This is a genomic window from Clostridium sp. ZS2-4 (assembly GCF_026719745.1).
Taxonomy (GTDB): Bacteria; Bacillota; Clostridia; order Clostridiales; family Clostridiaceae; genus Clostridium_H.
Genome location: NZ_JAPPRQ010000136.1, coordinates 37,028 through 52,118 on the forward strand (window position 1 = coordinate 37,028; position 15,091 = coordinate 52,118).

Below are 15,091 nucleotides of genomic sequence, written 5' to 3' on the forward strand. Positions count from 1 at the left end.
TTGTTTATTATTGATATGTATTTTGATATACTATATATATTGCAATTATCAATATTCATTGTTTAATGATCAATTATGAAAAAACTTCAACGAAGTTTTAATACAATGAATAGTATTTGTTGCAACTTATATATAATATATAAGGAAAAAAGTAAGGAGATGATGGATATGACAATTGATAATTTTGAAGAAAAATCAATGAGGGAAATGATAGTGGAAATAGAAAATTCCATGAATCCAATTTATAGTGGAGACATAATAGAAGGAGAAGTTATTTCAGTTAAAGATAATGAGGTTTTAGTTAATATAGGGTATATGACTGATGGAATAATAAAAAGAGAAGAAATAGCAAATGAGGAAGTGAATCTTAAAGAAATTTTAAATGCAGGTGACAAGATTAAAGTTTATGTAGTTAAAATAAATGATGGTGAAGGAAATGTAGTTTTATCAAAGAAGAAAGCTGATAAGCTTTTAGTTTGGGATGAGCTTGTGGATGCATTAAAAAATAATACCAATTTTGAAGTTAAGGTAAGTGAAATAGTTAAAGGTGGAGCAGTAGCATATATAAAGGGAATAAGAGGATTTATACCTGCATCACATATTTCGGCTTCTTTTGTTAAAGATTTAAATAAATTCATTGATAAAAATTTAGTGGTGAGAGTAATTGAATTGGATAAACAAAATAATAAGATAGTTTTATCAAGAAAAGAAGTAGAAAAGGAAGAAATTGAAGCTAAAAGAGCTGAAGTTTGGGCTTCCCTAAAAAAAGGAGAAAAAAGGACGGGAAGTGTAAGCAGACTTGCTAAGTTTGGAGCTTTTGTTGACTTAGGTGGAATAGATGGATTAATTCACAATTCAGATTTATCATGGAAAAGAGTTAATCACCCATCAGAGGTAGTATCAGAAGGAGATAAGGTTGAAGTTTATGTATTGGACTTTGATAGGGAAAAAGGAAGAATATCATTAGGGCTTAAGAATGTAGAAGAAGACCCTTGGAATAATATAAAGGATAGATACAAAGTTGATCAAGTTATAGAAGGAACAGTTGCAAGACTTTTGGATTTTGGAGCTTTTGTTGAACTTGAAACTGGAGTAGAAGGGTTAGTACATATAACGCAAATAACTGATGAAAATATAATAAAACCATCGCAAGTATTAACTACTGGTGATAGAGTGAAAGTTAAAATATTAGACATAAAAGAAGAAGAAAAAAGAATTAGCTTAAGTATTAAGGAAGCTGCTAATGAAGAGGCTGAAGACTTTTCGGAGTATAATGACAACGATGAGGGAAATTTTGCTTTAGCGGATTTATTGAAAAACCTTAAATTTGATAAATAATTGAAGATAAGAAATAAAAAACGATACTCAAATAAATGAGTATCGTTTTTTTATTTGGCTGCCCAAGCAGGATTCGAACCTACGGAGTGCCTGAGTCAGAGTCAGGTGCCTTACCGCTTGGCTATTGGGCAACGATGATAACAATAATTATAGCACTTTAAGGATAAATGTCAAGAGTTCAGCAAATAAAATAGTTTATTTTTCAATAAATATAAAAATATGTTAGCAGATTAATGTTTATAATCCTTTTAGATTTTTATCTGCTTTTCCTAATTCATTCATTATTTCATATATAGTTTTAGAAGTAGTATCTTTTAATGTATAACCTAATAATTCTACAACCTCTTTTAATTCATCTTCATCATAAGTCTCGATTTCAATATAAGGAAAAGGACAAAAACTTTTTTCGTTTATGTCAATTTCTACCAATGTATTTTTATATTTATAACTTTCTCTATATTTTTTTATGGATTCAATAAGTTCAAGACCCAGAGATGTTAAAATATTTTCACCTTCTTTAGGGTCATTAATTTCTACTTCGTTTTCTTCCATAACTTTATATTTTTCCTGACTTAAAAGTTTTTTAGTTGTCATGTAAATATGTTTACTGTTTGTAAGTTGATTATGTATAATTCTTATTCTTGCATAGCCCTTTGAATTTAAAAGTCTCTTATCTGAAAAGTCATATATGTTATTAACCTGATTTTCCTGCTTAACCTTTACAGCATTTATTTCTAGAAGTTTTTTACGGATAGCATCTATATCTATTTTAATAATTCTAGTTTCAATTTCTTTCATTTTTATCACACTCCTTAACATTGAGATTATAACACAACTTAAGAAAAGTGCGAAGCACTTTTCAGTAGCCAGTGACCAGTAACCAGTAGCCAAAAAGAAAATTGCTACGCAATTTTCTTATTAAGTGTTATAATAAAAATGAATTATAAGTGCACATCTGTTTTTAAAAAGGATGTGTTTTTTATTTTGTTAGGAGTGGTAAGGAAAATGGAATATATAAATGAAATTACAATTAATGAAGCAGTGGTTCATATTTTAGATAATAATTCAGAGGAAGCTATTTTAAATGAATATAAATTAGATTTAAATGAAGAAATATATGCATTTTTGAATAAACACATACAAAAGTGTTTAAAGGATGAAGAACTAAAATATGCAGTTTTTAATAAGGAGAGAAATGTTATTAAAGATATTTCTCAAGAATTTTTATATGGAGAAAATGATTTGCTTGAAGTATCTAAAGAGATTGCAAGTCAAATGTTCTTGCTTATGAGATCTAAGGGGAATATACCTTCCTGCGACCTGGTAGTATTATCTATATCTACGGAATATGGTCCTCTGCTTGGAATTTTAAAAATGGATTATATAAAAAATTACGTTCATACTGTAGATTTTGTAGATAATAAAATTGGTATAAATATTATACCTCAATTTGCTGGTCTTCCAGCAAGTGGTCAGAGATTACAAAAGTGTACTTTTATAAAGCCTATGAAGGAAGAAAATCATTTTGATCTTATGGTAATAGATAAACAGACAAAAAATAAGAATAGTGAAGAATATGGTTCAAATTATTTTATTAGCAACTTTCTGGGTTGTACTGTAATTGATAATGAAAGAGATAAGACCAAAAGCTTTGTTCAGGCAGCAGAAAAATGGACTAGAACTAATCTCAAAGAAAATGCAGAGGCCCAAGAGTCGGTTAGAACGGCTATTAAGAAAAAATTAAGAGAAGAAGATGAATTTGATGTAAAAGCTGTAGCAGAAGAACTTTTTCAAGGTGAAACAGAGACTAAGCAAAATTTTGTTGAATTTGTTAAAGAACAAGGTGGAGTAGAAAATGTTGCCGTAGATAGGGAATGGGTTGAAAAGAAGTTTAAGAGAATAAGATTGAAAATAGATAAGGATATTGATTTATATATAAATGAAGAAGCGTACTACGATAATAGTAGATTTGAAATCATTAGAAATGGTGATGGAAGTATAAATATGATTATAAAGCACATTTCCAATTATACAGAAAAATAAATTTATAAAACAAAGGTGCCTTGAAAATTCAATGCACCTTTGTTTATGTAAGTGTATATTATAAAGTGTTTGCAGAACCTAAAACATCTTCTATTTTATCTTCTACAATCTTTTTAATTAAGTCTCTTCCAGCCCCACAGTATTTTCTAGGGTCAAATTCAGCTGGCTTTTCACCAAATAATTTTCTAACGCCTGCTGTCATAGCAAGTCTTAAATCAGTATCCATGTTTATTTTACATACAGCCATTGAAGCTGCTTTTCTTAACATATCAGCTGGAACACCTTTAGCTTTTGATGGAATTTGTCCTCCGAATTCATTACAAGTTGCAACTAATTCAGGATTAACAGCTGAAGCTCCGTGAAGAACTATTGGGAATCCAGGTAATTTTCCTTGAATTTCTTCTAATATATCAAATCTTAATTTAGCTTCTCCTTCAAATTTGAAAGCACCGTGGCTTGTTCCGATAGCTATAGCTAATGAATCAACACCAGTTCTGTTAACAAAGTCAACAGCTTGATCTGGATCAGTGTAAACATGAACGTCACTGCTTACTTCATCTTCAACACCAGCAAGTATTCCAAGTTCAGCTTCTACAGTTACTCCATGAGCATGAGCGTATTCAACAACTTCTATAGTTTTAGCTACGTTTTCTTCATAGTCGAAGTGAGAACCATCGAACATAACAGAAGTAAATCCATTTTCGATACACAATTTAATAGTTTCTAAATCTGGACCGTGGTCTAAGTGTAAAGCAACGTCTACACCAGTATCAGCTACTGCAGCATCTACCATGGCCTTTAAGTATTTAGGACCAGCATATTCTAAAGCTCCTTTTGAAACTTGAAGAATAACAGGAGATTTTTTTTCTTTAGCTGCATTTATAACTCCTTGTAATATTTCCATGTTGTTGATATTGAAAGCTCCGATAGCATATTTCCCTTCGTAAGCTTTTTTAAACATCTCTTTAGTTGTTACTAATGCCATATAAATTCCACCTTCCAATGATATAGTATATATAGGGACGATTAATGTCCACGTGGGACAAAATCCACCTACAATTATTATAACCCAATATTATTAGATTTTCCATAGTGTAGTACTTTATAATTATAAATGAATTTAGGAAAAAAATAAATGAAAAAGTTTACATTTAAAAAATATTTTGGATACTGAGTTTTTCAAAATCAATAATATCATCCACTAGAAACTTTATACTGTGTACTGAAGCGAGAGAATCACTTTTATTTTTGCAATTTACATATTGAGTTAATCTTAATAATTCCACATACATACCATCTATATACTCATGGTTAATAAAAATTGAAACGATTTTAGATTCTTTTTTCCAATTCTCCAATAAAATATTAGTTGTTTTATATGCTTCATCCCATGCTTCGTCTTTTATAGTAATTTCTAAGGAACAAATTATATTTTTATAATGGTTGCAAGTATTTTCAAGATAATTTATTGAGAATAGTATACAGAAAACCATAATCATAAAAATGATAAATGAGGCTATTACATTTTTCATTTATTTAATACTCCTTACAGTTAGTATTTAATCTTTCATCTGGAAAAAAATCTTATTTTCAGTATTTAAAATAGCTACAAAAACTTTTGAAGGATTAGCAATATTATTTGAGCTTAATTTGGAATTCAGCCAATCCATATCTTTATTTATGATTTTTAAATTATTGTAATTTATTTTACCATCTAAAATTAAAGTTACAGGAAGTTTTTCTTGTTGTACAGGTATATTTAAATCTTTTTTTGATGCAGGAGTTATTTCGGTTTTGGGCATGATTGACAGTTCACCACTTGTCTCAAGGACAGCATAGGCTATATCTTGAATATTGTAAAAACCCTTAAGACGTAACTCTTCTATTAAATCATTATAAGTTAATCGTTGATTGCGGAGTTCTTTTATATCTATTTGCCCATTAGCAATGATTAAACTAGGTTTACCAGTCATTAATTCTCTGAAAAATTCACTTTTTAATTCTAAAATTGTTATTAATGTTTGAAGAATGAGTAGTGTAATTATAGGTATAATCCCATATAAAAGAGGTATTCCTAAGTCCTGCATGGGGAGGGACGCTAAATCAGATATCATAATGGCTATGGCAAGTTCAAAAGGCTCAAGTTCTCCTATTTGACGTTTTCCCATAAGACGCATTGTTAATACAACTAACATATAAAGAATAGCAGTTCTAATCATTACAATAAACATAGAATCACTCCTGAATTTATTAATAAAATAATCTTTCTCATATATATTTTTTCAAAAAAACCAAAAAATATATATGGGAATAATACACTTTTTTTCATATATAAAGTATAATAATAATAAGACTGAATTTTTAAAGAATATGTTAAAAATATGGAGAGATTTTGTGCGGGAGGAGGAACATTATGGAGAAAGTTAGTTTAACTTTGAAAAACGGAAAGAAAATTGTAGTAGATAAAGGAATGAGTTTACATCAAATAGTAATAGATAATAATTTGCAAAATGATATTCCCTGCATACTAGGAAGAGTTAATGGAAGATTGCATGAGCTTAGTCAGACTATATATGAAAATGCTTATTTCGAAGGAGTAGATATAACAAATAAAATCGCAAGAAAAGCATACTTGAAAACTCTTCAGTTTGTGTTGATAAAAGCAGTTTATGATTTATATCCTAATGCTCAGGTTACTATTGAGCATTCTATAAGTAAAGGAATTTTTGGAGAAATACACAAAGAAGCTCCACTTAATAGAAGTGATATATTAAAAATTAAAAAAAGAATGCAAGAAATTATAGATAAAGATATTATAATCAATAAAATATCTGTAACAAAACAAAAGGCAATTGAGATTTTTAACAAATATGGAATGCAGGATAAAATAAGGCTTTTGAAATATGTTAATTCTAATAATTTAAAGCTTTATGAGTTGGATGGAAGATATGATTATTTTTATGGAGTAATGGCTTATTCAACAGGGTGTCTTAATATTTTTGATTTAATGTATTATGAGCCAGGTTTTATACTTAGAGCTCCTACAGAAGATCAGCCAAGAAAACTTCCGGAATTTGTTAATTATAAAAAATTAACTAAAATATTCTGTGAAACAGAAAAATGGGGAGAAATTCTTAATGTTGCTGATGTAGGATCCTTAAATGATATAGTTGATAGTGGTGAGATAACTACTATGATTAGAGTGGCAGAAGCATTACATGAAAAGAAGATTGCAAATATTGCTGATATGATTAATAAAAGGGTTAATACTAAAATTGTATTAATTGCTGGTCCATCTTCTTCAGGTAAAACTACTTTTACAAAAAGACTTGGAATTCAGTTAAGAGTAAATGGATTCATACCTATTGAGATTTCACTTGATGATTATTTTGTAGATAGAGAAAAAACTCCAAAAGATGAAAATGGTGAATACAATTTTGAATCTATTTATGCTTTAGATTTACCCCTTTTTAATAAAAATCTTTGTCAATTATTAAAGGGAGAAGACGTTATTATTCCACATTATGATTTTTTAACTGGCAAAAGAAGATGGCATGAAAAACCAATTAAACTTCCTGAAAATGGTATAATCTTAATAGAAGGAATTCATGGTTTGAATGAGATGCTTACAGCCTCAATACCTAGAGAAAATAAATTTAAGATATATATAAATGCGTTAACTCAATTGAATTTGGACAATCATAACAGAATATCAACTACTGATGTAAGAATGATAAGAAGGATAGTTAGAGATTATTTGTCAAGGGGATACAGTGCAGAGGATACTTTGAAAATGTGGTCATCTATAAAAAGAGGAGAGGAAAATAATATTTTTATATTTCAAGAAGAAGCAGATGTAATGTTTAATTCAAATTTAGTTTATGAACTTTGTGTACTAAAAAAATATGCAGAACCTGAACTTATGAAAATAAAGCCAGATAGCCCAGTATATTATGAAGCTAAGAGACTAAAAAGCTTTTTACATTTTTTTGAAGATGTAGAAAAAGAATTGGTTCAAGATAACTCTATACTTAGAGAATTTATTGGAGGAAGCTGTTTTTATAAATATTAAAAATAAGGATATATTTTAATTTAATATACTTTAGTAAAGCTTATATCTTAATGGTATAAGCTTTTTATTATATTATACCATCACACCTTACTATATTTTAAATAAAATATAGTAAGGCTTTTTTTAGTTAAGTGGGAATTTCTACTAAAAAGGAGGAAAAAGTATGAATGAAAAGTTTAATGAATATACATCTGCATCCATGAAAAAAGGGTCAAATAACATGTATGGTAATAATATTAAATTTAAAGATATAAATGTTAATAATATATTAGACTTAAATCCAAGAGATATATTAAATTGTTTATTATATAATAGAAAAGTTATATCTAATGAGGCTAAAAAATTACAGTATCAAATTTTACAATTGACAAATGAATTAAATTTAACAGTTAAACATTCTAAAAAAATTAAATTACAGAAAGAAATTAAAGATAGAAAAGAAGTTATTGATTCAATTAATGCAGCATTAAATAAATGGGCTTTAAATAAGTATAGTGATATTAAAAATATAATTAGAGAAACATTGGAACAGTCAAGCAATCCATCGGAAGAAGAATTAAAGAATATGGTTATTAAAATAGAAAAAATGATGACTGACCCCAAATATATATCTACTCCTGTAAAAAAAATTATATATATAATCCTTAAACAGCATGAAAAAGATAATAGTTATAATGAAGTGAATTTGCCTGTAGAAATACAACAGGAAATATCAAAATCTGAAAAAAAGAATATTTATAATCAGAGAGATTATGAAATTGAAAATATAGAGGAAACTATAATTCCTACAGAAATATTAAATAAGTTGCCTCAAAATTCTTCAAATAACAATGTTAAGGTTAGTATGTTTTATGCTTCAATAGATGGAGGGATAGGGGGAGATAAATTAGGTAATGAATCATTTAAAGTAATTTTATTAAAGGCTTTGGATTTGATGTCAAAACTTTTATATGGAACTTTACAAAATCAAATTACAGAATTATATGAAGAGATTGATAAGAATAATAGTAACAAAAGATATCATTAATATTTAAATAGTAACAACTTTCATTATGAAAACATAAAATGACATGGACTAATAAGTTTGGAATGGATGAATATTATGAAAAAGCTATATGTTTTTATAATGATATCTATAGTATTTATGTTTATAAATACCTCTTCAAGTTTGATAAATACCATAATATATTCTATAGCGGTAATACCTGTTGCTATTTTACTGGGGGAGCTTACTTCAAAAATTTCTGAATATATTGGAGAAAAACGAGGAGGTCTTTTAGCAGCAACCATAGGAAATTTTCCAGAGCTTATGATGGGAATGTGGTCCGTGAGTTTTGGAATGCTACCTATGGTTAAATCAGCATTAATAGGATCTATTGTAAGTAATATGCTTTTAGTTCTTGGAATATCAATTTTTATTGGAGGTATAAAGTATAAAGAACAAACTTTTAATAAAATAATAGCAAGAACTAATTTTAATATGTTTCTTTTAGCTATGTCTGCTATGGTAATAATGGCATCTTTAAATGGATATAGTAAGATTCAATTAAATACTTTAATATCTATAAGTATAAAGGTTTCAGCAGTGCTTATTGCTGTATATGTACTGGGACTTATATTTTCTTTATATACTCATAGCAACCTTTTTGTAATAAGTGAAAAAAAGGAGGAGTATCTTAAGAAGACAGATGCAAAGTATAAAAACATATTAATACTTGAAATAATAGTAAGTTCTGCACTTCTGTTTTTCATTAGTGAAAAACTTATATCTAATATTAAACACATGGTTGATTATTATAATTTATCTCAAGAATTTATAGGGATAATTCTAATACCTATACTTGGAAATATAGGTGAAAATGTTTCAGCCATTATGTGTGCTGCACAAAATAGAGTAAATATGAGTGTAGAGATAGCCATAGGATCAAGTATCCAAATAGCTCTTTTTGTAACTCCTCTTCTTGTAATATTTTCATATTTTATGGGAATGAAAATGACTTTTGTTTTTAGTAATTTTCAGATACTAATGAGTGGAATAGCGGTAGGTATGTCTTTTTTCGTATTTCAAGATGGAAAAACATACTGGCTTGAGGGAGCAATTTTAATAGCTATATATGCAATGATTACAATGGCATATTATTATTTGGTATGAAAATAGTTTGTTTTTAATATATTTATTATGATATCAAGTATCAAGGTGATAAAGTGGGGCATAGAAAAGTAATTGAAACTTATTATACAGATGTTAATAATCTTACAGATTTGCTTGGAAAATTAGTTAGTTCATATAGATTGTTAATTGGTGCTGCAGACGAGCTAAACAAAATTGCTTTATCAAGAAAAAGTGATGTTAGAGATGCATTAAAGAGAGCTGAGAAGCTAGGGGAAACTATAGATGATCTTATAAAAATATTAGATGATGCCAGCTTTAACTATGGGGCATATTGTCAGTTTAAATCAGATTTTATAAAAGAAAAGATGAATGTTGACCATATTGTAACTGAAATACAAGAGGAGTTGAGCTTTAGAGAATAAAAAGTGTGATAGTTGTATCACACTTTTTTTATCCTTACTTTGCTTACCATAAGATAAGATAGCAAAATCATTATTAAGCCAGTTCTCACAATATGAGTTGTATTGTTAAGAGTTAAAAAAGAATATAATGCCATAAACATTCCAGCTGCAGTTATAGGAATTCCCATAAATTCGCCGTCGAAGTTTGTACAATTATATCGAGCAAGTCTGTATGCACCACATAAAGGAAATATTAAAGCTAATAAGTAGCCATTAAGACCTAAGTCCATAAAATTATACAAATTAAAAACTAAAAGTGAAGGTGCAACTCCAAAAGAAACCAGATCTGCTAAGGAATCTAATTCTTTGCCAAGGTCACTTACAACATTCAAGTATCTGGCAATACGTCCATCATACCTATCCATAATACATGCTAATAATATAAAAATACAAGCTAATTGATAACTACCCTGAAATGTCATTATTAATGATATTAGTCCACATGATAGATTACCTAAAGTAAAAAGATTTGGCAGTGCATTTTTTGCTAATTTTGCCATTAAAATATCACTCCTAAATATTAATCCGTAAAAATATATACTTACTACAATATTATATAATATTGTAGATAAATGGTTAAGAGTAAAATATAAAAATTTATAAAAAATTAATATTTCGTAAATATAAAATAGACACTCTGGTTAAAATATATAAAGGAGGTGTCTTATATGAAAATAAAAGATATAATGACTAAAACAGTTGCAAGCATAAATGCTGAGGATACTGTAGAACGTGCAGCTCAACTTATGAAGGAATATGATATTGGATCTGTTCCAGTATGTAATGGAGAAGAGGTTATTGGAATAATAACAGATAGAGATATTGCGCTTAGGGCTGGGGCAGAAGGAGCAAATGTAAACAATGAGAAAGTTAGAGGTATAATGACTTCTAATCCAGTTTTAGGTACACCAGATATGGAAGTTCATGAGGCTTCAAGAATAATGAGCGAGAGACAAATAAGAAGACTTCCTGTAGTAGAAAATAATCATTTGATTGGTATAGTATCTTTAGGAGATTTAGCTGTGGAACCACATTTTACAGAAGAAGCAGGAGAAGCTTTGACTAATATATCTGAACCATGTAGTCCTACTTTATAAAATTAAATAGAAAATAGATAAGAAATATAAGAATAGATATTATAAATGAAATTCGATAAAAATAGAACAGTATTATGCATAATTAGCATTACTGTTCTATTTTTGTAAAATTTTATTTATGTAGTCTTAGTTGTCAATTATAACTAATTCAAGGTATAATAAACTAAATGAAGGCTAATTTTATAGAATCGGTTAATTTAATTGGGAGGTTAACATGGATAAAGTTAAGTTTATATACAATCCATTCTCAGGAGAAAACACTATATTGGATGATCTTGATACAGTAATTAAAGTGCATCAAAAGTATGATTATCTAGTTGTACCTTTTAGAATAAGCAAAGATTATGAACTCAGAGATGCTTTCAGAGAAATTGATGATACATATAAATATATTCTTATAGCTGGTGGAGACGGTACTGTAGATAATGTTGCAAATATAATGAAAGAATTAGACATAGAGTTGCCTATTGCAATACTTCCAGTAGGAACTGCAAATGATTTTGCAAAGTTTATAGGTATGCCTGCTGATGTAGAACAAGCCTGTGAACAAATATTACAAAGTCAGGTTGAAAGTTTAGATATAGGTAGGATAAATGATAAATATTTTATTAATGTTGCCAGTACAGGACTTTTTACAGATGTATCTCAAAAAACAGATGTAAATCTTAAAAATACCATAGGCAAACTTGCTTATTATGTTAAAGGAATAGAGCAAATACCTAATTTTAGAAAGCTTAAAATAAAAGTAAATTCAGCACATATGGTTTTTGAAGGTGATATGTATTTGATGATGATATTTAACGGTCAAACAGCAGGAAACTTTAAATTTGCCTATAAAGCTGATGTTGAAGATGGTATGTTGGATGTAATTATAATAAAAGCTGGAATGATAAAGGACATAATATCTTTATTTGTTAAAATGGTAAGAGGTGAGCATTTAGAAGGTGCTAAGGGATTAATTTATTTTAAAACAGATAAGCTACATATAGAATGTAATGAAGGAATTGTTACAGATATTGATGGTGAGAGAGGTCCTGATTTTCCTGTTGACATAGAATGTATACAGGGTGGTCTTAAGGTTTTGGGAGTAAAATCTAAAAAATAAAAAAACATGAATAATTACGAATGAAATGAAATAATTATTAATAAAAGCAATTAAATGGAGAAGGAAATTTGAAAATTTATATTTATCTTTTATTAATAATGTTTATGTTCATTGTAATATATGAAGGTTTTAAGAAAAATAATAGATATTGCCCAATTAAAATGAAAATTTTATGTACTATTGCTTTGAGTGGAATGCTATTAAGATATTTAGTAATGCTTTTAATGGTCATAGTACAAAATATTAGATACTTATATTTGTTGAAACCATTATATTTTCTAAATTTTATATGTGTACCTATGATAGCTTTTATTATATTTTATATATTAATAAGAAATGATAAGATTAATTTTTCTTATATGCTTTTTATTAGTGGGTTATTAGGGTGTTTTTATATTTTTTTTCTTTACAAATGTCCTGTTACCTTGAAGGTTCATGCATATTATGGATATTTTATAGAAATAATGAAAATACCGTATGCATATGTGATTTATATGCTTTTTAACGTGTGTGTCATAATTTTTGCGGTGAATCTTTATAACAAAAATGTGAACAAAAAAGGACTTTCCTTAGTTATACTCTCTGCTAGTATTTTAATAATTGAAGCAATTTTGATTTTTGTGGGAAAAGAAGTGTTCTTAAATATAGCTATAAGTGATATATTATGGATAATATCCTTAAATTATTCAGTAAATAAATTAAAAAAATCAGGTAGATAATTATCTATCTGATTTTTTTGTTCTTTTATTGTTTTTAGTATTAGAGTTATTGTTTTTAGTATTACTTTTAACTGTATTATTTTTAGTATTATTTTTAGATTTATTTTTATTAGTTTTTTTCCTTGGAGGATTAGATGGTATTAAACAATTTTTACCAGAGCCTATTAAATCCTCTCTATGAGCTTTAATAAGAGCTTTCTTTACTATATTATAATTTTCTGGCTTACTAAATTGAAGAAGAGCTCTTTGCATTGACTTTTCTTCATGGGTTTTTGGTATATAAACCTGTTCACCATTAAGAGGGTTTATACCAGTGTAATACATTGTAGTTGAAAGACTACCAGGAGTAGGATAAAAGTCTTGAACTTGTTCAGGTGCATGACCCATATTTTTTATATAAAGGGCAAGTTCAATTGCAACCTTCAAATCACTGCCAGGATGACTTGATATCAGATAAGGAACTAAAAATTGTTTTTTACCTAATTTATTGTTTATTTCAAAATATTTTTTTTCAAATTTTTCATAAACTTCATTTTGGGGTTTGCCCATTAGCCTAAGTACCTTATCATTTATATGTTCTGGGGCAACCTTTAATTGACCACTAATATGATGTTCGCATAATTCTCTGAAAAAGGTATTGTCCTTGTCCTCAATAAGGTAATCAAAACGTATTCCAGAACGAATAAATACTTTTTTTATTTTAGGAAGTTTTCTTACCTTTCTAAGTAAATCTAAGTACTCCCTATGACTCGCTTTTAAATTTTTACAGGGTTTAGGGAAAAGACACTGTTTATTTTTACATACTCCTCTTTCTTTTTGATCTTCACAGGAGCTATGTCTAAAATTTGCAGTAGGGCCTCCCACATCATGAATATATCCTTTGAAGTCATCCAAAGTTGTCAAAAGCTTAGCTTCCTCAATAATTGATTCTTGACTTCTGTGTTGAATAGCTCTTCCTTGGTGAAAATTAAGAGCACAAAATGAACAACCTCCAAAGCATCCTCTATGACTTGTTATAGAAAATCTAACTTCGCGAATAGCTGGAATTCCACCTTTTGATTCATATATTGGATGATAAGTTCTAGTATATGGCAAGTCATAAACAATATCCATTTCGTCTTGAGTTAACAGCTCTTGAGGTTTATTCTGAACAATGTATCTATCGCCATGCTTTTGAATAATATTTTTGCCATTTATACTGTCTTGTTCAAAATATTCCAATTTAAAACTCTCAGCATAAGCTTTTTTATTTTCAACACACTCTTCAAAAGAAGGAACTTCCATATAATTATCAATATTGTCTAGAGTTTTTACTGAAAAAACTGTTCCATCAACATTGGTTATATTTTTAATATCCATACCATATTTTAATAAATTGGCTATTTGAGTGACTGTCTTTTCACCCATTCCATAAATTAATAAATCAGCTTTGGAATCTATTAAGATACTTCGTCTCAGTTTATCATCCCAGTAATCATAGTGAACGAAACGTCTGAGACTAGCTTCTATACCTCCTATTATTATAGGAACTCCTTTATAGGCTTCACGGGCTTTGCTGCAGTATACAATAATGGCTCTATCAGGTCTATGACCTGTTTCACCACCAGGAGAAAATAAATCTGTGCTACGTTTCTTTTTGGCAGCAGTATAATGATTAACCATAGAATCCATATTGCCAGAGTTTATAAGAAAGCCATATTTAGGCTTTCCTAGAATTCTAAAAGCCTCTACATCTTGCCAATTAGGTTGAGAGATAATACCAACTGTAAAGCCTTCATTTTCCAAGGTGCGTCCTATTACTGCAGTACCAAAGGAAGGATGATCAACATATGCATCTCCAGTTATTATGATGAAATCCAATTGATCTATATTGAGTTCTTTTAAATCTTTCTTGCTTATGGGTAAAAATTGTTTGTTTAATTTCATAAAAAGTATCCCTCCAAATCTAGTAATAATATTAACATAATGAAGAAAAAATATAAACAATATAAGAAAAGTACGATGAACTTTTCTTTAGTAACCAGATACCAGTAACCAGTAGCCAGTTAAGGAGGATTTTCTTTCAGTGGTAAGAAAATCTTTCAATTAAATAAAAAAGACAAAAAACTAGCAAATCAATATTTACTGGTCACTGGTCACTGGC

General features: G+C 28.5%; 15 protein-coding genes and 1 tRNA gene. 9 read left to right on the top strand and 7 right to left on the bottom strand.

All coding sequences use genetic code 11. The features are described 5' to 3' along the window. Nucleotides 1–168 precede the first annotated feature (168 nt). Nucleotides 169–1,338: a 30S ribosomal protein S1 gene (rpsA, locus tag OIO11_RS16765; RefSeq protein ID WP_268072624.1), complete on the top strand. Its 1,170-nt coding sequence runs from the start codon at nt 169–171 to the stop codon at nt 1,336–1,338. 55 nt (nt 1,339–1,393) lie between these two features. Here the strand turns inward: rpsA and OIO11_RS16770 are convergent. Then, a tRNA-Gln gene (locus tag OIO11_RS16770) sits at nt 1,394–1,469 on the bottom strand. A gap of 106 nt (nt 1,470–1,575) precedes the next feature. After that, on the bottom strand, nt 1,576–2,136 hold the full coding sequence (locus OIO11_RS16775; protein ID WP_268072625.1) for a class IV adenylate cyclase: 561 nt from the start codon (nt 2,134–2,136) through the stop codon (nt 1,576–1,578). Nucleotides 2,137–2,343: 207 nt separating this feature from the next. Here OIO11_RS16775 and OIO11_RS16780 point away from each other — a divergent pair, with 207 nt between their 5' ends. Next, nucleotides 2,344–3,381, top strand: coding sequence for a nucleoid-associated protein (locus OIO11_RS16780; RefSeq protein WP_268072626.1), 1,038 nt, complete (start codon nt 2,344–2,346; stop codon nt 3,379–3,381). Nucleotides 3,382–3,439: 58 nt separating this feature from the next. Here the strand turns inward: OIO11_RS16780 and fba are convergent, their stop codons facing one another. The 3 genes from fba to OIO11_RS16795 form a co-directional block, all read right to left on the bottom strand. Then, entirely contained in the window at nt 3,440–4,366 is a 927-nt protein-coding gene (gene fba / locus OIO11_RS16785; RefSeq protein WP_268072627.1) for a class II fructose-1,6-bisphosphate aldolase, read from the bottom strand. A 166-nt stretch (nt 4,367–4,532) separates the two neighbouring features. After that, nucleotides 4,533–4,913 (bottom strand): DUF4363 family protein, encoded by a 381-nt coding sequence (locus tag OIO11_RS16790; RefSeq protein WP_268072629.1) that lies wholly within the window; start codon nt 4,911–4,913, stop codon nt 4,533–4,535. A gap of 27 nt (nt 4,914–4,940) precedes the next feature. Continuing rightward, nucleotides 4,941–5,612, bottom strand: coding sequence for a YetF domain-containing protein (locus OIO11_RS16795; RefSeq protein ID WP_268072630.1), 672 nt, complete (start codon nt 5,610–5,612; stop codon nt 4,941–4,943). A gap of 182 nt (nt 5,613–5,794) precedes the next feature. On the opposite strand from OIO11_RS16795, the gene OIO11_RS16800 reads away from it, so the two are divergent. The 4 genes from OIO11_RS16800 (at nt 5,795) to OIO11_RS16815 (ending at nt 9,988) form a co-directional block, all read left to right on the top strand. Further along, entirely contained in the window at nt 5,795–7,453 is a 1,659-nt protein-coding gene (locus OIO11_RS16800) for a nucleoside kinase (protein WP_268072632.1), read from the top strand. A 163-nt stretch (nt 7,454–7,616) separates the two neighbouring features. Next, on the top strand, nt 7,617–8,480 hold the full coding sequence (locus tag OIO11_RS16805) for a hypothetical protein (protein WP_268072634.1): 864 nt from the start codon (nt 7,617–7,619) through the stop codon (nt 8,478–8,480). Between the two features lie 75 nt (nt 8,481–8,555). After that, on the top strand, nt 8,556–9,605 hold the full coding sequence (cax, locus tag OIO11_RS16810) for a calcium/proton exchanger (protein ID WP_268072635.1): 1,050 nt from the start codon (nt 8,556–8,558) through the stop codon (nt 9,603–9,605). Between the two features lie 53 nt (nt 9,606–9,658). Continuing rightward, a complete protein-coding gene (locus OIO11_RS16815) occupies nt 9,659–9,988 on the top strand; it encodes a hypothetical protein (RefSeq protein ID WP_268072637.1) in 330 nt (109 codons plus the stop codon). A gap of 17 nt (nt 9,989–10,005) precedes the next feature. Here the strand turns inward: OIO11_RS16815 and pssA are convergent, their stop codons facing one another. Next, on the bottom strand, nt 10,006–10,527 hold the full coding sequence (pssA, locus tag OIO11_RS16820) for a CDP-diacylglycerol--serine O-phosphatidyltransferase (protein ID WP_268072638.1): 522 nt from the start codon (nt 10,525–10,527) through the stop codon (nt 10,006–10,008). 168 nt (nt 10,528–10,695) lie between these two features. Between pssA and OIO11_RS16825 the strand changes: the two genes are divergently transcribed. The 3 genes from OIO11_RS16825 (at nt 10,696) to OIO11_RS16835 (ending at nt 12,948) form a co-directional block, all read left to right on the top strand. Then, nucleotides 10,696–11,124 carry a CBS domain-containing protein gene (locus OIO11_RS16825; RefSeq protein ID WP_268072640.1) on the top strand — a complete coding sequence of 143 codons (429 nt, stop codon included), beginning with the start codon at nt 10,696–10,698 and terminating at the stop codon, nt 11,122–11,124. Nucleotides 11,125–11,338: 214 nt separating this feature from the next. Beyond that, the gene (locus OIO11_RS16830; RefSeq protein WP_268072641.1) at nt 11,339–12,229 is read left to right on the top strand and encodes a YegS/Rv2252/BmrU family lipid kinase; all 891 of its coding nucleotides are present in this window, start codon (nt 11,339–11,341) and stop codon (nt 12,227–12,229) included. Between the two features lie 548 nt (nt 12,230–12,777). Then, nucleotides 12,778–12,948 carry a hypothetical protein gene (locus tag OIO11_RS16835; protein WP_268072642.1) on the top strand — a complete coding sequence of 57 codons (171 nt, stop codon included), beginning with the start codon at nt 12,778–12,780 and terminating at the stop codon, nt 12,946–12,948. On the opposite strand, the gene OIO11_RS16840 is transcribed toward OIO11_RS16835, so the two are convergent. After that, nucleotides 12,949–14,874 (bottom strand): YgiQ family radical SAM protein, encoded by a 1,926-nt coding sequence (locus tag OIO11_RS16840; protein ID WP_268072643.1) that lies wholly within the window; start codon nt 14,872–14,874, stop codon nt 12,949–12,951. Nucleotides 14,875–15,091 lie beyond the last annotated feature (217 nt).